At 66.2% G+C, this 26169-nt stretch carries 21 protein-coding genes, 1 pseudogene and 1 riboswitch; of the genes and pseudogenes, 19 read left to right on the forward strand and 3 right to left on the reverse strand.

Translation table 11 applies throughout. The annotated features are described in order from the left end of the window. Nucleotides 1–21: 21 nt before the first annotated feature. The 13 genes and pseudogenes from lnt (at nucleotide 22) to J3367_RS07710 (ending at nucleotide 17394) form a co-directional block, all read left to right on the forward strand. A complete protein-coding gene (gene lnt / locus J3367_RS07650) occupies nucleotides 22–1617 on the forward strand; it encodes an apolipoprotein N-acyltransferase (protein ID WP_421460823.1) in 1596 nt (531 codons plus the stop codon). Between the two features lie 149 nt (nucleotides 1618–1766). Then, nucleotides 1767–2186 (forward strand): helix-turn-helix domain-containing protein, encoded by a 420-nt coding sequence (locus tag J3367_RS07655; protein WP_009211039.1) that lies wholly within the window; start codon nucleotides 1767–1769, stop codon nucleotides 2184–2186. A gap of 184 nt (nucleotides 2187–2370) precedes the next feature. Continuing rightward, nucleotides 2371–3627, forward strand: coding sequence for a methionine adenosyltransferase (gene metK / locus J3367_RS07660; protein ID WP_024349509.1), 1257 nt, complete (start codon nucleotides 2371–2373; stop codon nucleotides 3625–3627). Nucleotides 3628–3630: 3 nt separating this feature from the next. Beyond that, nucleotides 3631–4332, forward strand: coding sequence for a tRNA (guanine(46)-N(7))-methyltransferase TrmB (trmB, locus tag J3367_RS07665; RefSeq protein WP_024349510.1), 702 nt, complete (start codon nucleotides 3631–3633; stop codon nucleotides 4330–4332). Between the two features lie 245 nt (nucleotides 4333–4577). Then, a complete protein-coding gene (gene rimP / locus J3367_RS07670; RefSeq protein ID WP_024349511.1) occupies nucleotides 4578–5186 on the forward strand; it encodes a ribosome maturation factor RimP in 609 nt (202 codons plus the stop codon). Nucleotides 5187–5374: 188 nt separating this feature from the next. Then, the gene (gene nusA, locus J3367_RS07675) at nucleotides 5375–6985 is read left to right on the forward strand and encodes a transcription termination factor NusA (RefSeq protein ID WP_421460605.1); all 1611 of its coding nucleotides are present in this window, start codon (nucleotides 5375–5377) and stop codon (nucleotides 6983–6985) included. A 25-nt stretch (nucleotides 6986–7010) separates the two neighbouring features. Further along, nucleotides 7011–7643: pseudogene (locus J3367_RS07680) on the forward strand (RNA-binding protein); the annotation flags it as partial. Between the two features lie 129 nt (nucleotides 7644–7772). Then, a complete protein-coding gene (gene infB, locus J3367_RS07685) occupies nucleotides 7773–10874 on the forward strand; it encodes a translation initiation factor IF-2 (protein WP_024349514.1) in 3102 nt (1033 codons plus the stop codon). A 132-nt stretch (nucleotides 10875–11006) separates the two neighbouring features. Then, nucleotides 11007–11420, forward strand: a complete 414-nt coding sequence (rbfA, locus tag J3367_RS07690) for a 30S ribosome-binding factor RbfA (protein WP_024349515.1) — start codon at nucleotides 11007–11009, stop codon at nucleotides 11418–11420. Continuing rightward, a complete protein-coding gene (truB, locus tag J3367_RS07695) occupies nucleotides 11420–12406 on the forward strand; it encodes a tRNA pseudouridine(55) synthase TruB (protein WP_024349516.1) in 987 nt (328 codons plus the stop codon). Before rbfA ends, truB begins: the two co-directional genes overlap by 1 nt. Before the next feature lie 172 nt (nucleotides 12407–12578). Then, nucleotides 12579–13613: a magnesium/cobalt transporter CorA gene (gene corA, locus J3367_RS07700; protein ID WP_421460610.1), complete on the forward strand. Its 1035-nt coding sequence runs from the start codon at nucleotides 12579–12581 to the stop codon at nucleotides 13611–13613. 2 nt (nucleotides 13614–13615) lie between these two features. Further along, entirely contained in the window at nucleotides 13616–14545 is a 930-nt protein-coding gene (locus J3367_RS07705; protein WP_024349518.1) for an alpha/beta hydrolase, read from the forward strand. Between the two features lie 626 nt (nucleotides 14546–15171). Further along, nucleotides 15172–17394: an ATP-binding protein gene (locus J3367_RS07710; protein ID WP_421460614.1), complete on the forward strand. Its 2223-nt coding sequence runs from the start codon at nucleotides 15172–15174 to the stop codon at nucleotides 17392–17394. Nucleotides 17395–17591: 197 nt separating this feature from the next. Here J3367_RS07710 and J3367_RS07715 read toward each other — a convergent pair whose 3' ends face one another. Both J3367_RS07715 and J3367_RS07720 read right to left on the reverse strand, forming a co-directional pair. Continuing rightward, nucleotides 17592–18482: a hypothetical protein gene (locus tag J3367_RS07715; protein ID WP_024349520.1), complete on the reverse strand. Its 891-nt coding sequence runs from the start codon at nucleotides 18480–18482 to the stop codon at nucleotides 17592–17594. Further along, nucleotides 18483–19601 (reverse strand): GNAT family N-acetyltransferase, encoded by a 1119-nt coding sequence (locus tag J3367_RS07720; RefSeq protein WP_421460618.1) that lies wholly within the window; start codon nucleotides 19599–19601, stop codon nucleotides 18483–18485. 211 nt (nucleotides 19602–19812) lie between these two features. Between J3367_RS07720 and rpsO the strand changes: the two genes are divergently transcribed. Together rpsO and pnp are read left to right on the forward strand one after the other, a co-directional pair. Continuing rightward, nucleotides 19813–20166, forward strand: coding sequence for a 30S ribosomal protein S15 (gene rpsO, locus J3367_RS07725; protein WP_276324913.1), 354 nt, complete (start codon nucleotides 19813–19815; stop codon nucleotides 20164–20166). A gap of 298 nt (nucleotides 20167–20464) precedes the next feature. Further along, nucleotides 20465–22597: a polyribonucleotide nucleotidyltransferase gene (gene pnp, locus J3367_RS07730; RefSeq protein ID WP_024349522.1), complete on the forward strand. Its 2133-nt coding sequence runs from the start codon at nucleotides 20465–20467 to the stop codon at nucleotides 22595–22597. A gap of 103 nt (nucleotides 22598–22700) precedes the next feature. On the opposite strand, the gene J3367_RS07735 is transcribed toward pnp, so the two are convergent. After that, nucleotides 22701–22997 carry a hypothetical protein gene (locus J3367_RS07735; protein ID WP_024349523.1) on the reverse strand — a complete coding sequence of 99 codons (297 nt, stop codon included), beginning with the start codon at nucleotides 22995–22997 and terminating at the stop codon, nucleotides 22701–22703. Between the two features lie 106 nt (nucleotides 22998–23103). Here J3367_RS07735 and J3367_RS07740 point away from each other — a divergent pair, with 106 nt between their 5' ends. From J3367_RS07740 to thiS, 4 genes are all read left to right on the forward strand, one after another. Further along, nucleotides 23104–23997: a LysR substrate-binding domain-containing protein gene (locus J3367_RS07740; protein ID WP_024349524.1), complete on the forward strand. Its 894-nt coding sequence runs from the start codon at nucleotides 23104–23106 to the stop codon at nucleotides 23995–23997. Nucleotides 23998–24122: 125 nt separating this feature from the next. Further along, nucleotides 24123–24635: a DUF2937 family protein gene (locus tag J3367_RS07745; protein ID WP_024349525.1), complete on the forward strand. Its 513-nt coding sequence runs from the start codon at nucleotides 24123–24125 to the stop codon at nucleotides 24633–24635. 60 nt (nucleotides 24636–24695) lie between these two features. Next, a riboswitch (TPP riboswitch) is annotated at nucleotides 24696–24821 on the forward strand. 150 nt (nucleotides 24822–24971) lie between these two features. Then, complete coding sequence (thiO, locus tag J3367_RS07750; protein WP_024349526.1) at nucleotides 24972–25949, forward strand: glycine oxidase ThiO; 978 nt, start codon at nucleotides 24972–24974, stop codon at nucleotides 25947–25949. Beyond that, nucleotides 25946–26143 (forward strand): sulfur carrier protein ThiS, encoded by a 198-nt coding sequence (thiS, locus tag J3367_RS07755; RefSeq protein ID WP_024349527.1) that lies wholly within the window; start codon nucleotides 25946–25948, stop codon nucleotides 26141–26143. The genes thiO and thiS overlap by 4 nt, the downstream gene beginning before the upstream one ends. Nucleotides 26144–26169 lie beyond the last annotated feature (26 nt).

A 26169-nucleotide genomic window follows, 5' to 3' on the forward strand; every position in this document is an offset into this window, starting at 1 on the left:
CTCGCCGAAGGCTGGCGCCGCATGGTGCTGACGCTGTCGGCGGGGGCGATCTGTACCTTCGCCCTGCCGCCCTACAATTTCCCCGCCGTCGGCTTCATCGGTTTCCCGCTGCTCGTCTGGCTCCTTGACGGCGCGGCCGCCGAGCCGGGCCGCTCGGCCCTGCGCCGCATGGCGCCGGCCTTCGTCACGGGCTGGCTGTTCGGCTTCGGCTATTTCGTCGCCGGCCTGTGGTGGCTGGGCGCCGCCATGATGGTCGACGCGGCGAGCTTTGCGATCTTCATCCCGCTCGCGGTGCTCGGCCTGCCGGCGATCCTCGCCATCTATTTCGGGCTGGCGGCCGCGCTGGCGCGTTGCGTGTGGACCGACAGCGCGTATCGAATCCTGGCGCTGGCCGGCTCGCTGGCGCTGTTCGAATATCTGCGCGAAATCCTGTTCACGGGCTTTCCCTGGAACGAGATCGGCGTCATGGCCGCGCCGCTGCCGCTGTTGATGCAGACGAGCAGCCTCGTCGGCGTGCACGGGCTGACGCTTCTGGCCGTCATCGTCTTTGCCAGCCCGGCTGTCCTTGTCGACCGGCGGGGGCGGGCGGCAATGCTGGCGACCGCGGCGACCCTGCTCGTCCTGCATGTGGGATACGGGGCCTGGCGGCTGCAGGCCCATCCGACCGAACTGGTCGAGAATGTCCGGGTCCGGGTGGTGCAGCCCAATATCCTGCAATCGCTGAAATGGGACGAGAACGAAGCGGAGCGGATCTTCGAGCGCCACCTGTCGCTGACCGGAGCCGACTCCGTCGCGGCGAGCGTCGATCCCTCGGCAGCCGGAGGTGCTGCCCCGGATGCTCCCGCCGACCCTGCGACGCGCACCCTTGTCGTCTGGCCCGAATCCGCCTTTCCGTTCCTGTTGACCGAGCGACCCGACGCCATCGCGCGAATCGCCGAGGCGCTGCAGCCCGGCGAGACGCTGATCGCTGGCGCGGCACGGCTCGAAGGCACCGATATCACCTCTTCGCGTGTGTATAACTCGGTCTACGTCATCGACGACGAAGGCCAGATCGTGGATGCGCGGGACAAGACGCATCTGGTCCCCTTCGGCGAATATCTGCCGTTCCAGGAATTTCTCGAAGGGTTCGGTCTGTCGCAACTCGCCGAGATGCCCGGCGGCTTCTCGGCAGGCACCGTGCGCAGTCCGGTTCCGCTCAAAGGCGCACCGTCCTTCCTGCCGCTGATCTGCTACGAAATCATCTTTCCTTCCGAGATCGAGGCCGGCGCGCCCGACGACCGTCCGGGCTTTTTCGTGAACGATACCAATGACGCATGGTATGGCGACACGCCCGGCCCCTACCAGCATCTGCGGCTGGCCGAACTGACGTCGGTCGCCTTCGGACTGCCGCTCGTGCGCAGCGCCAACACCGGCATCTCGGTCGTCACGGACGCCTATGGACGGCGGCTCGACGGGCTGGCGCTCGGGGCGACGGGAAGCATCGAGACACCGCTGCCCAAGGCCGCCCCCGCCACGATCTACGCCCGCTGGGGCAACACCCCATTCTGGATTGCATTTTTCATAATATGGATGATCCCGATAGCAATGCGGTTAAAGATGCGCGCTCTGATTGATTGACATGCGCGACACGCGCTGCCTAACCCGAAGGCCGAAATTGATTGCGACAATTTTCTGGGGCCCGGAGGCGCACCGCCGATGGGGATGACGGCCCGCCGCATCGGATGGAAGTTGCGATGTCGATGATGCTGAGAGAAGAGGCACCCGCCATGGTCGACAACAAGAAGAAGCCCAATCCGGTGGATATCCACGTCGGGTCGCGGGTTCGTCTTCGTCGGACCATGCTCGGCATGAGCCAGGAAAAATTGGGCGAAAGCCTCGGGATCACCTTTCAGCAGATCCAGAAATACGAGAAGGGCACCAACCGGATCGGTGCCAGCCGGTTGCAGCGGATTTCAGAAGTGATGACCGTCCCGGTGTCCTTCTTCTTCGAGGACGCGCCCACGGGCATGACCGGCAGCGAAAGTCTGCAGGAACCATCGAGCCCGGACTATGTCGTCGACTTCCTTTCTTCTTCCGAAGGCCTGCAACTGAACCGGGCCTTCGTGCGCATCTCCGATCCGAAGGTCCGCCGCCGCGTCATCGATCTGGTCCGCACCCTGGCCGACTCGGGCGAGACCGACAGCTAGGTTCTGAGCGACTCGCGTCAGACGTGAGCCCCGGGCGCACTTGACGCCGCGCTGCCATTGCCCCAAACCGCATTCCGCAAGATTCAAGCCGGGCGTAAGTTCCTGTTGTGGTGCTCAACGGCACGACAAGCTCTCGCGTCTGACTGCCCCGAGCGGGATTCTCCAGAAACGGAAAGAGGAATCGATGGCGCGTTCTGACTATGTCTTCACCAGCGAAAGCGTGTCGGAGGGCCATCCCGACAAGGTCTGCGACCGGATCTCCGATGAGATCGTCGATCTGATCTATCGAGAGGCCAAGAAGACTGGCGTTGACCCTTGGTCGGTTCGCATCGCCTGCGAGACCCTGGCGACCACGAATCGCGTCGTCATCGCCGGCGAGGTTCGCCTGCCGGCCAGCCTGATGAAGACCGACAAGAACGGCAACGAAGTCATCAATGCCGGTCGTTTCCGGTCTGCCGCGCGTCGCGCGATCCGCGATATCGGCTACGAGCAGGACGGCTTCCACTGGAAGAACGCCAAGGTCGACATCCTGCTGCATTCGCAGTCGGCCGACATCGCCCAGGGCGTGGACAAGGCGTCTGACGCCGAGGACGGCGCCAACCAGGCCGAAGGCGCGGGCGATCAGGGCATCATGTTCGGCTACGCCTGCCGCGAGACGCCGGACCTGATGCCGGCGCCGATCTTCTATGCGCACAAGATCCTCGAGATCCTGGCGGCCGCCCGCAAGAAGGGCGAGGGCGATGCGGCGCATCTCGGCCCGGACGCCAAGAGCCAGGTGACCGTGCGTTACAAGGACGGCATGCCATTCGAAGTTAGCTCGATCGTCCTGTCCACCCAGCACACAGATGACAGCTGGGATTCCGCCAAGGTGCGGACGGTCGTCGAGCCCTATATCCGCGAAGCCCTGAGCGATATCGCGATCGCCGACGATTGCGCTTGGTACATCAACCCGACCGGCAAGTTCGTCATTGGCGGCCCGGACGGCGACGCCGGCCTCACCGGCCGCAAGATCATCGTCGACACCTATGGCGGTGCGGCGCCCCACGGCGGTGGCGCGTTCTCCGGCAAGGACACGACCAAGGTCGACCGTTCTGCCGCCTATGCCGCGCGCTACCTCGCCAAGAATGTCGTGGCGGCCAAGCTCGCCGACCGCTGCACGATCCAGCTCGCCTACGCGATCGGCATCGCCCAGCCGCTGGCGGTCTATGTCGACCTCCACGAGACCGGCAAGAATGTCGACGAAGTGGCCATCGAGAAGGCGATCCGCGCGGTGATGGATCTGTCGCCGACGGGCATCCGTCGTCATCTCGACCTCAACAAGCCGATCTATGCCAAGACCGCAGCCTACGGGCATTTCGGCCGCAAGCCCGGCCGTGACGGTTCCTTCTCCTGGGAGAAGACCGATCTCGCGCCGAAGCTGAAGGCCGCGCTGGCCAGCTGATCGATGACGGCCGAAGGACATCCCGAGCGCTCGCGCGAGGCGTTCTTCGGCCGGCTCAAGGGGCCGAAGCTCCGGCCCGGCCAGACCGCATTGATCGAAGAGGTTCTGCCGCAGTTGCGGCCGGACCTCACCCAGCCTGCCCCCGAATCTCTGGCCGATCTGTTTCCGGTGCCCGTCGAGGCGGTGCGGCTGGAGATCGGCTTTGGCGGCGGCGAGCATCTCCTGCACGAAAGCGGACGCTTTCCGAACGTCGGCTTCATCGGTGTCGAGCCCTTCGTCAACGGCATGGCGAAGCTGCTCAGCGCTATCCAGGATGCGCCGCGGCCCAACCTCAGGCTCTACGATGACGACGCCACCCGTCTCCTCGACTGGCTGCCTGCGGCAAGCCTTGCCGGCGTCGATCTGTTCTATCCCGACCCCTGGCCCAAGCGCCGCCATTTCAAGCGGCGGTTCGTCAATGCGCGCAATCTGGACCGGATCGCGCGGGTGCTGGCGCCCGGATCGAGCTTTCGCTTCGCGTCCGACATCGACACCTATGTCGACTGGACGCTGCGCCACTGCCGCGATCATGCCGAATTCGAATGGACGGCCGAGCGCGCGGCCGACTGGCACACACCCTATGAGGCGTGGCCCGGCACCCGCTACGAGGCGAAGGCGATCCGCGAGGGACGCCCGCCGGCCTACCTGACTTTCCGTCGCCGCTGAGGCGGTTTTGCCGCGGCGTGGCCGGGGCCGACGTGAAGATGCTTGAAGGATCGGGCAAAACGGCGTATACCCCTCCCAAATTCTCTGCGATGTGGTCGAGAGAGTGGGTCCTGCCGGTCCCGCTCTTTTTTGTTACCGGGGGTACGGTATCTCCAGTGATCACGCGTCAAGGCGCCGATCCATGTCGCGGATCGATCAATTGGGCCGGGTCGGACGCCGGCCCGCAACACTTCTCTCGGAGTACCGTGACGACCGCTACAGACCGCATCGTGAAGGAACAGGGCCTGGAAGGCCGCGTCGCTGAGATCGTCGAGCCGGCGATCGAGCAGATCGGCTACCGGTTGGTGCGCGTGCGCACATCGGGCCTCAACGGCATGACGCTGCAGATCATGGCGGAGCGGCCGGACGGCACGATGACCGTCGAGGATTGCGAAGCGGTGTCGCGCGCGGTCTCTCCGGTTCTCGATGTCGACGATCCGATCGACAAGGCGTATCATCTGGAAGTGTCCTCGCCGGGCATCGACCGTCCCCTCGTGCGCAAGGGCGACTTCGAGACCTGGGCCGGTTTCCTGATGAAGCTCGAGACCAACCGGCTGATCAACGAGCGCAAGCGTTATCGCGGCAAGATCGTGGCCGTCGGCGACGAGGCGATCACCGTCGAACGCGACCAGCCTGCCGAAGGCGAGCCGGGCGCGGTCGAGATTCCCTTCGATGCCATCGGCGAAGCGCGGCTGATCCTGACCGACGATCTGATCGCCGCGGCCCTGAAGGCCGACAAGGCTGCCCGCAAGGCGCGCGGCGACGTCGATCCGGATGCCGGCGACGACGACGAGGCGGGAGCCTCCGAGCACTAGAATGGCGCAGCGGGCGCCAGCGCCCGCCGCCTTATGACGAACGACAAGCCGGACGCTGCGGTGTGACCCGGTCGGTAAGCCGACTGGACGCCAGGCGCCACAAGCCACCTCAAGGGTGGACGGCCGGAAGCGATGATGGGACCGACTGCGGCTGAGCGGCGGACGGTTCGAAGTCAGGAGAAGAGACAATGGCAGTCAGTGCGAACCGGCTGGAGCTTCTGCAGATTGCGGACGCTGTCGCGCGGGAAAAGTCGATCGATCGGGAGATCGTCATCGGGGCGATGGCCGACGCCATCCAGAAGGCGGCACGTTCGCGCTACGGCCAGGAAACCAACATCCGCGTCGACATCAACCAGAAGACCGGTGAGATGAAGCTGCAGCGGCTGCTCGAGGTCGTCGACGAGGTCGAGGATCCGAACACCCAGATCTATCTCGACCTTGCCCGGGACAAGAACCCCGACGCCGAGCCGGGCGACTTCATCGCCGAGCAACTGCCGCCGATGGATTTCGGTCGCATCGCGGCCCAGTCCGCCAAGCAGGTCATCGTCCAGAAGGTGCGCGACGCAGAGCGCGACCGCCAGTATGACGAATACAAGGACCGCGTCGGCGAGATCGTCAACGGCACCGTCAAGCGGGTCGAATACGGCAACGTCATCGTCGATCTCGGCCGCGGCGAGGGCATCATCCGCCGCGACGAGCAGATCCCGCGGGAGCTGTTCCGCTATGGCGATCGCGTCCGCGCCTTCGTCTACGATGTGCGCCGCGAGCAGCGCGGTCCGCAGATCTTCCTGTCGCGCACCCATCCGCAGTTCATGGCGAAGCTCTTCACCATGGAAGTGCCGGAGATCTACGACGGCATCATCACCATCAAGGCCGTCGCCCGTGACCCGGGTTCGCGCGCCAAGATCGCGGTGACCTCGAGCGATTCCTCCGTCGATCCGGTCGGCGCCTGCGTCGGCATGCGCGGTTCGCGCGTGCAGGCTGTGGTCGGCGAGCTGCAGGGCGAAAAGATCGACATCATCCCCTGGTCGCCGGAAGCCGCATCCTTCCTCGTCAACGCGCTGCAGCCGGCGGAAGTCGCCAAGGTGGTGCTCGACGAGGACGCCGAGCGTATTGAAGTCGTGGTCCCCGATGACCAATTGTCATTGGCGATCGGTCGTCGCGGACAGAATGTCCGGCTTGCCTCGCAGCTCACCGGCTGGGACATCGACATCCTGACCGAGCAGGAAGAATCCGAGCGGCGCCAGAAGGAATTCGCCGAGCGTTCGGAGACCTTCATGAACGCCCTGAATGTCGACGAGATGGTCGGTCAGGTGTTGGCGTCGGAAGGCTTCGCCACCGTCGAGGAAATCGCCTATGTCGACCAGGACGAGGTCGCCGCGATCGAAGGCTTCGACGACGAGACGGCTTCCGAGATCCAGGAGCGCGCACGCGAATTCCTGGAGCGCCGCGAGGCGGAGTTCGACGCCAAGCGCGTCGAGTTGGGCGTCAGCGACGATCTGCGCCAGATCAACGGCGTGACCACGCCGATGCTGGTGGCGCTGGGCGAGGACGGCGTGAAGACGATGGAAGACTTCGCCGGCTGCGCCGCCGACGATCTGATCGGCTGGACCGAGCGCAAGAACGGCGAGACGACGCGTTTCCCGGGGGCACTGTCTGCCTTCGAGGTGTCGCGTGCCGACGCCGACCAGATGGTGCTGCAGGCGCGTCTGATTGCCGGCTGGATCACCGAAGCGGATCTTGCCGGACCGGAAGAGGAAGAGATGACCGACGAGGCCGAGGAAGGCCAGGCGGTCTGAGTCGAAGGACGGGCCGGGAATCGGCATGACGGAGGACGCGGGCGACGAAGCGGAGGTTGAATTGAACGATCGTACGTGCATCGTTTCACGTCGGACGTGCGATCCTGCCGATCTCATCCGCTTCGTGCGTGGCCCCGACGGGGCCGTCGTGCCGGATCTGCGGCGTCGACTTCCCGGTCGGGGAGCCCATGTCTCCCTCGACCGGACGCTGGTCGACGAGGCGGTTCGCCGCAAGCTCTTCGCCCGGGCGTTCCGGGCGCAGGTCACCGGACCCGCCGATCTCGGCGATCAGGTGGACGGGCTTCTGGCCAAGGCTGCACTGGGCGCCCTCGGGCTGGCTCGCAAGGCCGGACAATTGGTGACCGGCGCGACCAAGGTGGATACGGCCATCCGGTCGGGACGCGCGCTCATGGTGATCCATGCCAGCGATGCGGCGCCGGACGGGATACGCAAGCTGGACGCCGCACGACGCGCGGTCGCGGCGACCGGCGGAACTGAGATTTCATCCCTGCGTCTGCTCGATGCGGACGAATTGGGTTTGGCCTTTGGCCAGGGGAATGTGATACATGCAGCGATCCTTGCCGGTGGCGCGGGCTCGGCTGCGGCGACGTGCCTTCGAGCACTCGCGACATATCGGGGCGAAGGCTCCGGATCGGTTTCAGGCGCGCCCGCAGGGTCCGCCGGCCACGTGACCGATACTGGGAACGACATGGGAGCGCCTTTACAGCGACGCTCCGGGCAAGATGAAGGGCGCGGGCTCGATCCCGCGCAGGAAGCGGAAGCGTAGATGAGCGATACCAAGTCCGGCGACGACAAGACGCTGAGCGTCAGCACGAAGAAGACCCTGACCCTGAAGCGGAGCGGCGTCGAGCAGTCGACGGTGCGCCAGAGTTTCTCGCATGGGCGCACCAACAACGTCGTTGTCGAGACCAAGAAGCGGCGCATCGCCAAGCCGGAGGAGCGCGAGGCATCGCCTGCGGTCGCCGCCGGCCTGAAGCCGCGTGCGCCGCAGCCGGCTGCACCCGCCAAGCCGGCCGAAACGCCGGCAGAGGCGACGTCGCCACGCGTCGCGCCGACAACGCCGCCGCCGACCCCGCCCCAGGCCGGCGGTCGGCCGCAGCAGATTCAGCTCGGTCCCAAGCCCGGCGAGGAGCCGGCTGCCAAGGCACCGGCACCGAGCGAGCCGGAAGCTCCGGTCGCGGCGAAGGCCGAAGCGACCGCTCCGGCTGCGCCCGAGATACCGGCCGCGGAAGTACCGGCACCGGAGGCCCCCGCGGCCAAGCCGGATGCGCCGAAGGTTGACGCTGCGGCCCCCGCTGCAGAGAAGCCTGCCGCCGAGAAACCGGCTGCCGCAAAGCCGGCCGCGCCGGTCGCCAGCACGCCTGCCGCGCCGACTGCACGTCCGGCTGCCGGCCGTACGGGTGCCGCACCGCAGGGCCGTCCCGGCCAGGCTGGTGCTGGTGGTCGTCCGGCGCAGGGTGGTGGACGACCGGGCGGTCGCGACGAGCGTCGTCCCGCGGCACCGGCCACGGGTCGGCAGCCACGCGGCGCCGTTCTCAGCGACCTGTCATCGCGTGAGATGGATGCCCGCCGCCGTGCGCTCGAACTCGCCAAGCAGCGCGAGGCCGAAGACCGTCGCCTGTTCCAGGAGCAGGAAGCCCGCCGCATTGCCGAGGACGAGCGCCGTCAGCGCGAGCGTGAGGAATCCGAGCGCCGTCAGGCCGAGGAGAACGCCCGGCTCGAGCTCGAGGCCGAGGCCCGCCGCAAGGCCGAGGCCGATGCGGAACGCCGCGCTCCGCAGGGCAAGGCCGACGCCAACGCGCCGGCGCCGAGCCCAGCCGACGCAGAGGCGGCGGAAGCTGCCGCTGCACGTGGTCGCGGTGACGCCCGTCGCCGGCCCGGCGAGGAAGACGATGCGCGCGCCCGTCCGGGCGTCCGTCGTCCGGTCAAGGGGGCCGAGGCGCCGAAGCCGGCCCGTCCGGATCGCGATGCCGGGCGCCGTCGCGGCAAGTTGACGCTCGACAAGGCGCTGACCGCCGATGATGGCGCACGGGGCCGGTCCCTGTCGTCGATCCGGCGCCGCCAGGAGAAGTTCAAACGCTCGCAGCAGAATACGCCGCGGGAGAAAATTGCACGCGAAGTGACCATTCCAGAGACGATCAGCATTCAGGAACTCGCCAACCGCATGTCGGAGCGTTCCGTCGACGTCATCAAGTTCCTCATGCAGCAGGGACAGATGATGAAGCCGGGCGACATCATCGAAGCGGATCTGGCCGAGCTCATCGCGTCGGAATTCGGACACACGGTTCGCCGCGTGGCGGAATCCGACGTCGAGGAAGGCATCTTCAACGTCGAGGATAATGTCGAGAAGCTGCAGTCGCGCCCTCCGGTCGTGACGATCATGGGCCATGTCGATCACGGCAAGACCTCGCTGCTCGACGCGATCCGCAAGACGTCCGTGGTGTCCGGCGAGTCCGGCGGCATCACCCAGCATATCGGCGCCTACCAGGTCGAGCAGGATGGTCAGAAGATCACCTTCATCGACACGCCGGGCCACGCCGCCTTCACGGCGATGCGTGCCCGTGGCGCCGAAGCGACCGACATTGCCGTTCTGGTGGTGGCGGCCGACGACAGCGTCATGCCGCAGACGATCGAATCCATCAATCACGCCAAGTCGGCGGGTGTCCCGATCATCGTGGCGATCAACAAGATCGACAAGCCGGGCGCCGATGCCTCGAAGGTCCGCACGGGCCTCCTGCAGCACGAGGTCTTCGTGGAATCCATGGGCGGTGAGGTCCTCGACGTCGAGGTCTCGGCCACCAAGGGGCTCAACCTCGACAAGCTGCTCGAGGCGATCCTGCTGCAGGCCGAACTGCTCGACCTGAAGGCCGACCCGGAGCGCACCGCCGAGGGTTCCGTCATCGAGGCGCAGCTCGACAAGGGCCGCGGTCCGGTCGCGACCGTTCTCGTCCAGACCGGCACGCTCAAGATCGGCGACATTGTCGTCGCCGGCGACGAATGGGGCCGCGTGCGCGCCCTGATCAACGACAAGGGCGAGCAGATCAAGGAAGCCGCGCCGTCGACGCCCGTCGAGGTGCTGGGCATGCAGGGAACGCCGCTTGCCGGCGACCGCATGGCCGTCGTCGAGAACGAGGGCAAGGCCCGCGAGATCGCCGACTACCGCCAGCGCGTGGCCCGCGAGAAGCAGGTCGCCAAGAATGCCGGCCAGCGCGGTTCGCTCGAGCAGATGATGTCGCAGCTTCAGGATACGGGGCTCAAGGAGTTCCCGCTGCTGATCAAGGGCGACGTGCAGGGCTCGATCGAAGCCATTGTCGGCGCGCTCGACGCACTGGGCACCGACGAGGTTCGTGCCCGGATCGTCCATTCGGGCGCCGGTGCGATCACCGAGTCGGACGTGGCGCTCGCCGCGGCATCCAATGCCGCGATCATCGGCTTCAATGTCCGCGCCAACAAGCAGGCCCGCGACGCCTCGGCCCGCGACGGGATCGAGATCCGCTACTACAACATCATCTACGACCTCGTGGATGACGTGAAGGATGCGATGTCCGGCCTGCTGTCGCCGGAGCGTCGCGAGACCTTCCTCGGCAATGCCGAGATCCGGGAAGTGTTCAACATCACCAAGATCGGCAAGGTCGCGGGTTGTCTCGTCACCGAGGGCGAAGTCGAGCGCGGTGCCGGCGTGCGCCTTATCCGCGACAACGTCGTCATCCACGAAGGCACGCTCAAGACGCTTAAGCGCTTCAAGGACGAAGTGCCGAAGGTCATCAGCGGCCAGGAATGCGGTATGGCCTTCGAGCGCTACGAGGACATTCGCCAGGGCGACGTCATCGAGTGCTTCCGCGTCGAGCACGTGGCCCGCACGCTCTAGGGCGACGCGGAAACAACAGGGCTCAATCGGCGGGCGGGGAGCGATCCTCGCCCGCCGAGCCTTGCGCGTCACGCTGGCCGGAAACGGCGAGCACCCTTTGCCCATCCACCGATATGACGGGACGATTCGGATATGGCCCGAACCTCATCCTCCGGACCCTCGCAGCGCCAGTTGAGCGTCGGCGAGAAGGTCAGGCACGCCCTTACCGAGGTGATGCAGCGCGGCGAGATCAACGATCCGATGCTGGAGAAGGCGCTCGTCTCGGTGACCGAGGTGCGCATGTCGTCGGATCTCAAACTCGCGACGGCCTATGTGACGATCCTCGGTCAGACCGAGACCAAGCCCTTCGTCGACGCGCTGAACCGCAATGCCCGCTTCATCCGCGGCCGGCTGACGCCGGCGCTGCGACAGATGAAATACATGCCGGAGGTGCGGTTTCGCACCGATACCTCCTTCGACAATTTCGCGCGCATCGACGCGCTCCTCAAATCGCCGGAGGTCGCGCGCGACCTCGATGACGAGGACGACGACAAGGACAACGGCTGATGGCACGCCGTGGCAAGAAGCCCAAGGGTCGGCCGATCAATGGCTGGATCATCTTCGACAAGCCCAAGGGCATGGGCTCCACCGAGGCCGTGTCGAAGATGAAATGGATGTTCTTCGCCCAGAAGGCCGGCCATGCGGGCACGCTGGACCCGCTGGCCTCCGGCATGCTGCCGATCGCGCTGGGCGACGCGACCAAGACCGTTCCCTTCGTCATGGACGGCCGCAAGGTCTACCGCTTCAGCGTCCGTTGGGGCGCCGAGACGACGACCGACGACACCGAGGGGCCGGTGGTCAATTCTTCCGAAGCGCGCCCGTCGCGGGCCGACATCGAGGACCTGCTGGCCGACTATACCGGCGAGATCACCCAGGTGCCGCCGAACTTCTCGGCCATCAAGATCGCCGGCGAGCGGGCCTATGACCTGGCGCGCGAGGGGGAGACCGTGGAGATCGCTCCGCGCACGGTCTCCGTTCATCGCCTCGACATCGTCGAGATGCCCGATGCCGAGACGACGGTCTTCGAGGCCGAGTGCGGCAAGGGCACCTATGTGCGCGCCATCGCCCGCGACCTCGGCCGCGATCTGGGCTGTTACGGCCATGTGGTCGAGCTGCGCCGGGTTTCCGTCGGCGCCTTCGGGGAAGATGATCTGGTGCCGCTGAGCGAGCTGGAGGCGGCGGCCGAGGAGGGCATGGAAGAGCTCGACGCCGAGGCGATCGAATCCGGTGCCAAACCGCGCGTCGTCGATTTCGAGCCGCTGGACGAATATCTCGTCAGCCCGGAATCGGCCCTGTCGGATCTCTACGAGGTGATGCTCAGCGACGAGCAGGCGAGCCGCGTTCTCTCCGGCAATCCGGTGCTGCTGCGCGGGCGCGATGCGCCGGCCTTCTGCGACGAGGCCTATGCCACCGGCCATGGCCGGCTGATCGCGCTGGGTTCGGTCGAAGAGGGCTCCTTCCGTCCCAAGCGGGTGTTCGGCGGCAAGGGCTGAACCACCGCTGATCCCGTTCGCGCCTGTCGATCCTGTCGGCGCGCCTTATCTCGCTGCGAGTGAGCCGCCCGGATAAACCTCCGGATGGCAGCAGGGCATCAGGGGCGCGATGAGACTGGCGAGCATACCCGGAAAGAAGCGGCGGGCACGGCGCAAGGAGAAGGCGCGGCGTTTGGCCGTTGGTGCGCCGCCCGGAACCCTCGAGGCCGACCCGCAGGCCGCCCCCACCGTCATCAGCGTCGTCGCCATCGGCGGCGGCGAGAGCCTGCGCCAGACCGGCGTGACGGTCGAAGTCGCCCTGGCGCTGCGCGAGGCGTGGCCGCTCGTCTGGATCGACTGTTCGGGCCTTGCCGACATCGAGGCGATCCGCGCCATCGGCGCTGCCTTCGGCCTGCATCCGCTGGCGCTGGAAGACGTGCTCGATACCGCCCAGCGGCCGAAATGCGAGGTGCAGGCGGATCACGCCTTCGTCGTCATGCGGATGCTCGACCGCGAGGGCGGCAGCGAGCAGCTGTCGCTGTTCTTCGGCGAGGGCTTCGTCCTGACCTTCCAGGAGCGTGGCGGCGACAGTTTCGAGCCGGTGCGCGAGCGCATCGCCAAGGGCGCGCCGCGGCTCCTGGCCGGCCATGCCGACTATCTCGCCTATGCCCTGATCGATGCGGTGATCGACGCCTATTTCCCGGTGGTGGACGCCCAGATCGCGAGGATCGAGCAGCTCGAGGACGACATCCTGGCCGGCGTCGACGGCGACCAGGTGCACGATCTGCATGGCCTGCGCCGCGAGCTCCTCGGCCTGAAGCGCTGGCTGCGGCCGACCCGCGACGCGCTGGGCGTCATCCTGCGGCTCGACCGGCCGTGGCTGCGGGCCGAGACGCGGGTCTATTTCACCGACGTGCAGGACCATGCCGACCAGCTGATTGACACCAACGAGACCTATCGCGACACCGCCTCGGGGCTGATCGATCTGCACATGACCCTGTCGGCGGCCAAGACGAGCGAGGTGATCAACCTTTTGACCATCATCTCGACCATCTTCATTCCGCTCGGCTTTCTCGCCGGTCTCTGGGGCATGAATTTCAACCCGGAGATCTCCGACTGGAACATGCCGCTGACCCAGCATCCGCTCGGCTACCCGATCGCGCTCGCCTTCATGCTGGCGCTGGCGCTGGGCCTGCTGGTCTATTTCCGCAAACGGCGCTGGATCTGATCATGCTCGACCCTGAAGCCAAGGCCGTTCTCGCCGATCTGGCGCGCAAGGCCGCCGTGCAGGTGGCGCCGCGCGATGCCGCCCAGAAGCTCGCCCAGGCCCGCGCCATGACCGGCGCCATGGCGGATTATTCCGGCGAGGCGCCCGTCGGCGTCGGCGCCCGCGACATCGACGTGCCGGGCCCGGCCGGGCCGATCCGCGTGCGCCTGACCCGGCCAGACGGCGCAGCATCGCCGCCGCTGATGGTCTGGTATCACGGCGGCGGCGCCATGGCGGGCTCGCTGGAGGGCCACGACGTGCCGCTGCGCCAGCTGACCGCAGCGACCGGCTGGGCGATCGCCTCGGTCGATTACCGGCTGGCGCCCGAACATCCCCATCCCGCACCCCAGGACGATTGCCTCGCCGCCACGCGCGCCCTGCGCGATGCGGCCAAAACGCTCGGCTGCGACCCGGCGCGCCTTGCCATCGGCGGCGATTCCATCGGTGGGCTGTTTGCCGCCGACGTGGCGCTGGCGCTGCGCGAGGCGGGCGAGCGGGCCCCCGAAGCGATGGTGCTGGTCTATCCCAACACCGATCTGCGGCCGGACCGCCCATGGCCGTCGCTTGGCACCGAGAGCGGCCATGTGATGACGCGAGGCTCGCTCGCCTATGAGAACGACCTCTTCGTGCCCGATGTCGCCGAGCGCCACACGCCGCGCGCCTCGCCCTTTCTGGCGGCGGACCTCGCCGACCTGCCGCGGGCGCTGGTGATCACCTGCGAGCACGATCCGCTGCGCGACGAGGGCGAGGGGTTTGCCGCGCGCCTCGGCGAAGCCGGCGTCGCGGTCACCGCCCATCGCGAGGCGGGCATGATCCACGCATTCCTGCAGATGGATGGCTGGATCGCCCGCGCCGCCGATCTGCGCGCCCGCATCGCGGATTTCCTCGGCTAGGCGCGCGGCCGCGCCCGGCGGCGCGATGCGCCCCGGCTGTGGCCCGTTCCGCGCCGGGCCTGCCCCGGCGGATCTCGTCCGGCTGCCGATGGGCAGCGGAGCGCCGGAGGCGAACCTTCCGACTGTTTTGTATATCGGCTCGCCTCCGGCGCTCCGCACGGCGTCTAGCGAATGCGTTTCACCCGCCCGTTTGCCGGCGCCGCATTGGCGCGGTGCTGGCATCGGGGTGGGTGGCTGCCGGCTCGGTGCGGGTTGCCCCGCATGCGGACCGTTCCGCGCCGCCTCCTAGTGGGCAGGGTCCGGCGGGGCCACGCATCCGTCCGGGCCGCCCGACCCTCCGGAAGGGCCAGGCGTCGCGGACGCCGCCCGCCTCCCCGAACGATCCCGGCGATCGTCCGTCCCGTCGGGGACGCGGTGAGGGCAGTGTGCAGGCGGTGGCGAGGGGCGGGGATAAGTTTTCGGACTGTGAGGCTCTTACCGCACGTGAGACGACGATCGACGGTTCTTACATACCTGAGCGGTCACGTGTTATTTCGTAGTCAATTATCTACGGCGTGCGCGCTGCCATAGAATTGTAAGCGAATAAGCTGCATACATGGAGTAGCGGCGATTCTTAGGGGTTTGTGTTGATTCCGGAGGCTAAAATCAGGGCAGCTGCCCTCGTCATATACATTGCAGGCTTACTTATTGTTCAAGGCGTGATTGTAGACACGGGGTTGTGGCCGAACGAGAACGCAGTTTGGTTGTATGGCGGAGTAGCGAGCCTCCTTTTCGGCAGTCGCATCCTTAATCCATACTTCACACCGCCATCCGGCGCACTTATAAACGGTGTCACGGCATTGCTGGCGTTGTTATCCGCGTTGCCGGTGGTGACCCCGTGGACTACCGATGCATATGTGCTCGGCGCAACGATAGGATTTTGCGCGACTATCGCGTTTGTCTCGATCCTTCTCCTTATTTTGCGCCCGCCTCTGGGGGAGGAGCCGTCAACTGCATGGCGATTGGCCGAGCGGGCGGTGGTTGGCTTGGGTAGTCCTAACATTCTTTTCGGAGTGGTTATTACCGCGGCGGTCTGGTTATTTCACAGGGATACACCTGTAGAAGTGTTTTCTATTTTAGCTACGTTCACCGTCATTACGGTATTCCAGCCTTTAGAAGCGCTAGCTAAATACATACTATTCTTCCTAGACATGCCGAAGCCCATCAGTCGAGACGATCTCATCGGTTCGGTAGTCGCGCATCAATCACCCGGAATCGTCCTTGTCCGACAAGCCGAAGCGAAGAATATTGCTAGAGGCACTCCGATGGTGATTTCAGATGAGCATGGCCCGCCGTTGCTCGGTGTGGCACTCAACTATGTAGGACGTGACGAAGGCAATCTGTTGCGGGTCCTTACAGCATCGTTGCCGAAGCGACTGGCGTCAAACCTTGATAGCAGTGCGAAAGCAACGAGCGGCGTGGCTATCTCGATTGCCGTCACGGAGGAGGATAAGGCCGACATTCGAGCCCTTCAATGGATCGACCGATTGTGCGGTATCGTCGATACGGAGACCAGTCCGGAATATCTGCAATTCGAAGTCATTAACGAAGCCGGACTAGCCGAAGGTTCGCTTGCTGAGGTACGGGTGGGGGACAGCCAGCGGGTCATCTACCAAGTAGTAGATGGCGTGACCCGAGACGAGATTGTTCAGCAGAAAAACAAGTACGGCTACGCGCGCGCTAAGGCTCGCAAGATAGGCATGTGGGATGATGGCGATCGTAGATTCCGCCCGGTCCCTTGGATGCCTCGAATGAACGCGCCGGTGTTTTTGCTCGAGAAGCTAGAGGACGGCCCGGGCGACGACTGCATTGGGCATTTCCCGGCCACGCCGTATGGCGTCCGCCTGGATCCATCGGAGTGCGTTACGCACAATACTGCGATCTTAGGAATTCTGGGGGTCGGAAAAAGCTACCTTGCTATTGAACTGGTCGAACGGATGATTGCACAGGGTATAAAGGTCCTGTGCCTCGACCTCACTAACCAATACGAAACTCTCCTAGGTGATTTCCTAGATCCGGCATTCGAGGACGCGAGGAAAGCGGAATTGATGGCTGCTGGTGCAGGTGGAAATGCACATCAGAACAAGGAGCATGGTGGTTCACGAAATAATTTTGTTAACGCCGTTGTCGACCAGTTGAGGGCGTTTCTCGAGGAAGATGATGACCACTATCTCAGGATATACAACCCAGCGCAATTTCGCGTTACAAAACAGGTGTCGGGTTGGAACGCGGATACGGCAGCGTTTCTTAGGCTTACTGCTTCGGAAATAACGGCGATATTTTCGGACGCTGCACTGCTCATTTGTCAGGAGCGCGGTATGACCGACCACGCACGCCTTTGTCTCGTATACGAAGAGGCGCATACACTTGTTCCCGAGTGGAATAGCGTGGCGGCCGAGGGAGACAAGGTGGCCACGGCGAAAAGCGCCCGGGCCATCCTTCAGGGGAGAAAATATGGCCTTGGCTGCCTTCTCATTACGCAGCGTACAGCTAATGTGACCAAGACCATCCTGAACCAGTGCAATACGATTTTCGCTATGCGAACATTCGATGACCCAGGAAAGGATTTCCTCGGCAATTACATCGGTTCAGATTATGCTGCCATTCTATCTTCGATGCAGCCTCGGCACGCGGTCGTGTTCGGGAAGGCTTCTTCTTCAGAGAATCCCGTTTTGATTCGGCTGAACGACCAAGATAACTTCCGAGCTCGGTTTCGACCCAACAACCCTCCGCGGCGACCGAATACGGTCCAGCCTCCTGACGTCGCGAATAATGTCAGAGGCGCCGATGCCGTTCCCTTGGGCGATTAGGAGTCGCTGATTCATCTGCAGCGAACGAAGCCGCAGCCGCTGTTTGTCGGCGTGCCAAGCGCCATCCGGGCCATGGCGGCCAGACTCTTCCGTTATATTAGGCGAGGGAGTCCGTTATCGATCACACTTCCGCGCAAGCCGAACGGCTTTGTTTCGTCCGCGCAGCTTGCCGATGGCAGCAACCGGAGCCGTCCCCCCTACCACAGCTCCGCCAGGGCTGCGCCGGCGAGGGCGGAGAGGATGAGGGCGGAGGAGGTCTTGAGGGGCAGGGGCTTGCGGGGCGCGGTTTCGCCGCTGAAGAAGTTGAGCGGCATCAGGCGGTTCTGGTTGCCGCCGGCCTCGCCGCGGGGCGCCTCGATGTAGCATTCGTCGTCGAACCAGGCCCAGTCGTCGGTCCAGGTCCAGCAATCATGCTCGCGGTAAACGTCGGCGATCGCCTCGGCCAGCGCCTTGTCGGTCGGCAGCCGCACATAGGGCGCCGGGTCCGAGCGCAGATAGCGCATGGCCAGCGGCAGCGAGCGCTCGGTGCAGTAGTTCGACATCCACAAAGTGAAGCCGATCCTGCGGCGCAGATGATCGAGGGCGCGGAAGACCTGGACATGGTCCTCATGGCCGTATTCGCCCCAGGGATTGTGGGTGAAGACGTTCATGTCGGGGGTCAGCATCGGCGCCAGCGCGTCGCAGATGCGGGTGAAATTGTCCCGGTAGGTCTGGTCGACCCGCTCGGGCGAGGTGACCGGCGACAGCGGCGAGACCTTGCCGAGGGCGCGCTTGGCCAGGCGCGTGACCTCGCGGCGGGTCTCCTCGGGCCCGAGCCGCATGCCGTAATCGGTCAGCACCGGGTTCTGCCAGTCGGCGCAGCCATAGCTGCCGGGCTCGGCGATGTTGAGGCAGGTGACGTCGCGCAGAGGCAGCGCCGCCATGGCCGCCGCCCGCGCCGGGCCGAGCCGGGGCGCGGCCCAGAAGTCTCGAAACACGATGACGACCTTGTCCACCTTGCCGACGATGGCGTTGAACCACAGCATCTCGTCGTCGGGATGCGCGCCGATGATCATGGAATTGGTCAGGAAGTCGGGCCTGGCAGGCATTTATGTCTCGCTGGTCTTCGTCGATACTGTGCGGCGCAGCATGACCCCGCGCAGACGGCGAAGTTTTTCGCGTATCGCAAAGACTAGCCGGGCGGCCCGTCCCAGTACAGTGGGTGTGCCGGTGAGGATGAACATCGGTGTCGGCGCGGTGCCGAAATCGGCCTTGAAGTCTTCGTCGCCGATGGTGAAGTCGAAGATGCGGCCGCCGCGCGCCAGCCAGTCCTCCATCATCAGGTCGTAGAGGACGAGGCCGGGGGAATGGCGGCCGAAATTGTCGTAGTCGGCGCCGATCAGCAGGTAGAGCAGCCGCTCGCCTTGGGTGAGGGCGAAGACATAGGCGATGGGCGTGTCGCCCTCCGACAGGCGGTAGAGGGCGCAGAAGCCGGCGCCGCTGCCGCGCTCGGCGATGGCGGCGTAGAACCGGGCGACGTCCGGCGTCTGGATCGGGTCGCCGTCGAAGCGGCCGCTGCGCAAATCGCGCAGCCGGTGGACGGCTTCGGCGGCGGCGGCGCCCTCCAGTCTGTCGAGCCGCACCGCCGGGTTCTTCAGCAGGCGTTTCTTGCGGCGGTCGAGATATTTCTGGAAGCTGCGCGAAAAGGCCGTCCGGCGCCAGTCGGCATAGGGCGCCGTCAGGGTGGCGGCATGGGCGCTGAAATCGGCGGGCTGCGGTTCGGCGGCCAGGAACAGCCGCCAGTCGGCGACGGATTCGGGCCGGACCGGGCGCAGGCGCAGCATGTCGTGGCCCGGCAGGACGGCGCGGATGCGGGCGGTAAGCCGCGTGTCGGCGGCAAGCGCCGGGCGGCTCGCCGGGTCGATCACCGGCGCGGCGTAGTCGCTGACGCCGAGATCGGTGGCTTCCAGGAGCCGGATGCCCTGAACGCGGCGCAGGATCAGCGGCAAGACGAAGACGAGGCGGCCGTTTGGCTGGCGGCCGGTGACGATGACGGGCGCCGCGCCCCGCGCCGGCGCCAGCATCGCGTAGAATGTGCCCAGCCAGAGCGGATGGGCGAAGGCGCCGGTGGCCGCGGCTTCGAAGAGACGGGCATAGTCCGGGCCAGAAAAGTCGAAGCTCTTCTCGCAGGCGATACGCAGGTCGTGATCGTCTGATGCTGCTGGCATGGGATCAGGGTCGCCCGTTTCGTGCAGCATTGTTACCGGTTACCCTGTTGATATTCGGTTGACGCGATCGTGATGGCGCAATGCTTGCTTAGCCGGCAATGTATATGAGGTCAGATCGACGGCGGCGGCGGCGCGAAACGGGCGCTGGCCGGTCGCGGCTAGCATTGTGGGCCGAGATCGCGTATATGCGCCGCAGCGCCGGGCGGTTTGCCTGCCCCGCGCTGTTCATGGCCCTCGCTGGACGACATCCCGGCCAGGGCGACCAACCCTCACATTTTCCAAGAAAGGGAATCCGATGTCGATTACGCTTGAGCGCAAGGCCGAGCTCATGAAGGAATACGCCACCAAGGACGGCGACACCGGTTCGCCGGAAGTCCAGGTTGCGATCCTGACCGAGCGGATCACCAACCTTACCGAGCATTTCAAGGACCACAAGAAGGACAACCACTCGCGTCGTGGCCTTCTGAAGATGGTCTCCCAGCGCCGCCGCCTCCTCGACTATCTGAAGTCCAAGGAAGAGCAGCGCTACACGACCCTGATCGGCCGTCTCGGACTGCGCCGCTAGTCAGTTTTCCGGCGGGCCGGGGGCGATACGCTTCCGGCCCGCCGCTTATGCCGCTTCCGCACGTCGGAGGCGGTCATGCCCCGGTATCCGGCGCGCCCGCAAGGCTCGCAGGTCCGACCCTTCGAACGGTCACGGGGCAGGATTGCCGGATGCTTCCGGTGCGAATGCGGGTCGCCCCGCCGCGTGCCACAAGCGAAGCCTCCCGTCGTCTTGCCCGTGATGCGTTTCGGCACCGCAACGCGCGCCGCCCATGACCACGAGAAAGCGGTTTCGGCGCGCAGGATGAAAAGGCAAGAACATGTTCGATACCCATAAGGTGGAAATCGACTGGGCGGGACGTCCGCTCACCCTCGAGACCGGCAAGATCGCCCGTCAGGCCGACGGCGCCGTGCTGGCGACCTACGGCGAGACCGTCGTTCTGGCGACCGTCGTGTCGGCCAAGCAGCCCAAGCCGGGCCTCGACTTCTTCCCGCTGACCGTGAACTACCAGGAAAAGACCTTCGCCGCCGGCAAGATCCCGGGTGGCTTCTTCAAGCGCGAAGGCCGTCCGAGCGAGAAGGAGACGCTGGTCTCCCGCCTGATCGACCGTCCGATCCGCCCGCTCTTCGCCCAGGGCTACAAGAACGAGACCCAGGTCGTCGTCACCGTCCTGCAGCATGACCTGGAGAACGATCCGGACGTGCTGGCGATGGTCGCCGCTTCGGCCGCGCTGACCCTGTCGGGCGTGCCCTTCATGGGCCCGATCGGCGGCGCGCGCGTCGGCTACATCAACGGCGAGTACAAGCTGAACCCGCATGTCGACGAGATGGCCGAGTCGCAGCTCGACCTGGTCGTCGCCGGCACCGAGGGCGCCGTCCTGATGGTGGAATCGGAAGCTCACGAGCTGGCCGAAGACATCATGCTGGGCGCCGTCATGTTCGGCCATCGCGGCTTCCAGCCGGTGATCGACGCGATCATCAAGCTGGCCGAGCACGCCGCCAAGGAGCCGCGCGAGCACGTCGTCGCCGACTATTCGGCGCTCGAGGCCGAGATGCTGCAGCTGGTCGAGGGCGAGCTGCGCGACGCCTACAAGATCACCGACAAGACCGAGCGCTACAACGCCGTCGACGCGGTGAAGGCCAAGGTCACCGCGCACTTCCTGCCGGAAGGCGTCGAGGACACCAAGTATTCCAAGGAGCAGGTCGGCACCGTCTTCAAGTCGCTGCAGGCCAAGATCGTCCGCTGGAACATCCTCGACACCGGCGGCCGCATCGACGGCCGTGACCTGAAGACGGTCCGCAAGATCGTCTCGGAGGCCGGCATCCTGCCGCGCGCCCACGGTTCGGCGCTGTTCACCCGCGGCGAGACCCAGGCGCTGGTCGTCGCCACGCTCGGCACCGGCGAGGACGAGCAGTTCGTCGACGCCCTGACCGGCACCTACAAGGAGCGCTTCCTGCTCCATTACAACTTCCCTCCCTACTCGGTCGGCGAGACCGGCCGCATGGGTTCGCCCGGTCGCCGCGAGATCGGCCACGGCAAGCTGGCATGGCGCGCCCTGCGTCCGATGCTGCCGGCACCGGAGCAGTTCCCCTACACGATCCGTGCCGTCTCCGAGGTCACCGAGTCGAACGGCTCGTCCTCGATGGCGACCGTCTGCGGCACCTCGCTGGCGCTGATGGATGCGGGCGTTCCGCTGAAGCGTTCGGTGGCGGGTATCGCCATGGGCCTGATCAAGGAAGACGAGCGCTTCGCGGTGCTGTCGGACATCCTTGGCGACGAGGACCATCTCGGCGACATGGATTTCAAGGTCGCCGGCACCTCCGAGGGCATCACCTCGCTGCAGATGGACATCAAGATCCAGGGCATCACCGAGGAGATCATGCAGATCGCCCTCGACCAGGCCAAGGGCGGCCGCCTGCACATCCTGCAGGAGATGGGCCAGGCGCTGTCGGAAAGCCGCGCCGAGCTGGGCGAGTTCGCCCCGCGCATCGAGGTCATGCAGATCCCGACCGACAAGATCCGCGACGTCATCGGCGCCGGCGGCAAGATCATCCGTGAGATCGTCGAGAAGACCGGCGCCAAGATCAACATCGAGGATGACGGCACGGTGAAGATCGCGTCGTCCTCCGGCAAGGAGATCGAGGCGGCCAAGAAGTGGATCCACTCGATCGTGGCCGAGCCGGAAGTCGGCGAAGTCTACGAGGGTACGGTCGTCAAGACCGTCGAGTTCGGCGCCTTCGTGAACTTCTTCGGTTCGCGTGACGGTCTCGTCCACATCTCGCAGCTCGCCGCCGATCGCGTCGCCAAGACGACCGACATCGTCAAGGAAGGCGACAAGGTCTGGGTCAAGCTGATGGGCTTCGACGAGCGCGGCAAGGTTCGCCTGTCGATGAAGGTCGTCGACCAGGAGACCGGCCAGGAGATCAAGAAGGGCGAGGAAGACGCCGCCTGATCAGGCCGTCTCTTCGCTGACAGAAAGAAAGGCGCGTCCCTCGGGGCGCGCCTTTTTCGTTGGGGTGAGGCCGGGGCTCTGGCTCCCGGTCGGTACGTGCGCGTCAGACGGACCGCTGGCGCGGGCGTCGCGACGAACGCTTCTGCAGCCGGGCGATCGCGTCGAGCGCGTCCACCGTGAGCGGCAGCCGCGCGACCTCCTCGACCTGCGGACGGGTCAGGCCGGTGACGTCTTCCAGGATGTGGTCGTCGACGCGCAAAAGGGTGTTGAAGGCGTCGCGGCAAAGCCGCTGCCGGCGCTTCTCCACCGTCCAGTTATGCAGCCAGCCGACAAGGCCGGGCTGACTGTGGTGTGCTTCGTCGAGCCGGATGGGCTGGGGCAGGGCCGAATGATGCAGCATGAGAACCTCCAATTGCCGATAGACAAAATGTGAGGGTTTCTCATTGATGAGACAAACGAGAAGGAGTAAGCCTAGCGGCAAGTTTCGCTAACAGGAGGCTCCGCCTGTGCTGACGCCCACTCTGCCCAATCTCGACATGGACCTCGCCCGCACGATGGTGGCGATTGCCGACACCGGCAATTTCTCGCGCGCCGCCGAGCGGGTGCATCGCAGCGCGTCGGCGATCAGCCTTCAGGTGAAGAAGCTGGAAGACATGGTCGGCCGCGACCTGTTCCGCCGCGATGCGCGCAGCGTGGCGCTGACCGCCGATGGCGAGATCTTCCTCGGCTATGCCCGTCGCCTTTTGAAGCTGAACGACGAGGCCTTCTCGCGCTTCCTGTCGCCCTGCTGCGAGGGTAGCGTGCGGTTGGGCGTGCCCAACGACAATGGCGTGGTCGCCATGCCGGAAATCCTCCGGCGCTTCGCGCGGACCCATCCCAAGGTCGAGGTGGAGGTGCGGCTGGACCGCACCGAGGAATTGCGGCGGCGCTGCTGGTCCGGGGAGCTCGATCTCGCCGTGTACAGTCACGACGAACGCCTCGACGGGCCGGACTACATCCATTCCGAGCCGCTGGTCTGGGTGGGGGCGCGCGGCGGGCTCGCCGTCGCCGAGACGCCGCTGCCGCTCGCCCTTGCAGATGCCGGCTGCGCCTGGCGCGGCATGGCGCTGGCGGCGCTGGACGCTCGCGATATCGACTATCGCGTCGCCTATACCAGCGAGTTCTGCACCGGCCAGCTTGCGGCCGTCGCCGCCGACCTCGCCATCGCGCCGCTGCCGATCAGCGTCGTGTCGGACGACATCGTGCAGCTGGGCGCCGAACGCGGCCTGCCGCCGCTGGGCAATTACCGCATGACGCTGGCCCGCCGCGACGGCGCCGGCCCGGTCGCCGATGCGCTGGCCGCCCATGTGACCGCCAGCTTCTGCGCCATCGCCGAACGCGGCACCCGCCTGTTCGCCTGACGGACGCGGGGACTGGTATGATCAGGCAGCAGGCGTATCGTGGCCGGGGGCGCGTCGTCTGACGCGAGGCCGGCGATCGTCTGTGCGACCGGTGCGCCGGAGAAGCCTTGAGGGAGGATGAGGGAATGCCGGGGCTGATCATCCGCGTCGTGGCGGCGCTGTTTCTCGGGCTCGTCTCCAGCCAGTCGCTGGAATTCACCCAGCAATATCTGCAGCGTCTCGGCGGCGCCGTCGACGAATTGCGCAAGGTCGTGGAGCGTTTCGACGCCAGCGCGGCGGCCTCCGACCTGTCGCGCAGCGAGGCGGTGGCGCGGTTGCGCGAGAACCGCGACGCCTTCGTCGCGCGCCAGGGGGCGGATGCCGAACAGACCATTGCCCGCTATGACGCGGTGGAGCGGCGCTATCGCAGCGTTGCCGAATCGGCGCCCCTGTTCCGGCCCTTCGTCGCGGCGGGCGATCCGGACTGGGAGATCGCCGAGCGCGCCGCCGCCGACTATCGCCCGGCCCTGCCGATCACCGTCGAGGGATTGCTCCTGGCCGTTGCGGGTTTCGCCCTCGGCTGGGCGATCGGGGCCGGCGGCCATGGCGCCGCGCGCATGCGCCGGCGTCGCCGCGAGCGTCGGCTGGCGTCGAGCTGAGCCGGCGCGCGCGATCTTGGCGCGGCGGCGTTGACAGGGCCGCCCGGGAAGCACAGATTCCGTCCATCCAAGGGGAGTTCCGGCAGGGAACTGAGAGGCCATCGGCCGCCGAAAGGCGTGAGCGCGTGGCGACCCTTCGAACCTGATCCGGTTGAGACCGGCGGAGGGATGGAATGCGGGGGCCCTTGGCCTGCGGCTCACCGCAGGCGAGCGCCGCGCCGCCGATCTTTCCCCTGTCCATCAGCCGGATCTCCGAGACGCGTCGAGGAGGATCGAGACAATGGCCGACCGGGCCGCCTGTTTGCACCCCGCCTGCCGCATCGGCGGGGCCTGACCATGCGGGTTGCCGTCATCGGGGCCGGCGTTGCCGGGCTCGTCACCGCGCTGGAACTCGCCAAGCGGGGCGCCGACGTCGCGCTGTACGAGGCCGCACCGGAACTGGGCGTGGCCGCGGCGTCGTGGCTGGCCGGCGGCATGCTGGCGCCGCGCTGCGAGGCCGAGAGCGCCGATCCGGCCATCGTCGCGCCGGGTCTGGCGGGGATCGACTGGTGGTCGCGGCATGTGCCGGACGTCGCGCGCCACGGTACGCTGGTGCTGGCGCCTTGGCGCGACCGCGCGGACCTTGCCCGCTTCGCCCGCCGCACGCGCGGCCACAAGCGGCTCGACGCCGAGCGGATCGCGGCGCTGGAGCCCGATCTCGCCGGCCGCTTCGCCGAGGGCCTGTTCTTTGCCGAGGAAGCCCATCTCGATCCGCGCCGGACGCTGGAGGCGCTGGCCGAACGGCTGCGCGAACGCGGCGTCACGCTGCATTTCGGCCGGCGCGTCACGGCCGCCGATCTCGACCATGATCGCATCGTCGATGCGCGCGGCATCGCGGCACGACCGGAGCTGCCGCGGCTGCGCGCGGTGCGCGGCGAGATGGTGTTGCTGCGCACAAGGGAGGTGTCGCTGGCGCGGCCGGTGCGGCTCCTGCATCCGCGCTCGCCGATCTATGTCGTGCCGCGCGCGGACGGGCTGTTCATGGTGGGGGCGACCATGCTGGAAAGCGACGACGATCGCGGCATCACCCTGCGCGGCACCGTCGAGCTGCTCAACGCCGCCTATGCGCTGCATCCGGCCTTTGCCGAGGCGGAGCTGGTGGAGACCGGCGCCGGCCTGCGGCCCTCCTATGCCGACAATCTGCCAAAGGTGACGCGGAACGGCCGGGTGGTCAGCCTGAACGGGCTGTACCGCCACGGCTTCCTGCTGTCGCCGGCCATGGCGGCGGAGGCCGCCGCCGAAATCTTCGCAGAGACGCTGAAGGACGCATCATGAGAATTTCCGTCAATGGCGAGGAGCGCAGCGTCGAGGCCGCCACCCTCGACCGGGCGCTCATCGAACTGGGTTACGAGGGCGCCGTGGTCGCCACGGCCCTGAACCGCGACTTCGTGCCGAAGGCCGAACGCGGGACGGTGCGCCTCGCCGAAGGCGACGCCATCGAGATCATCGCCCCGATGAAGGGAGGCTGAGCATGGACACGATCGACACCGACACG

Origin of the sequence: Aurantimonas sp. NFXS3 (assembly GCF_049132005.1) — a bacterium.
In the GTDB taxonomy this organism is placed as follows: domain Bacteria; phylum Pseudomonadota; class Alphaproteobacteria; order Rhizobiales; family Rhizobiaceae; genus Aurantimonas; species Aurantimonas coralicida.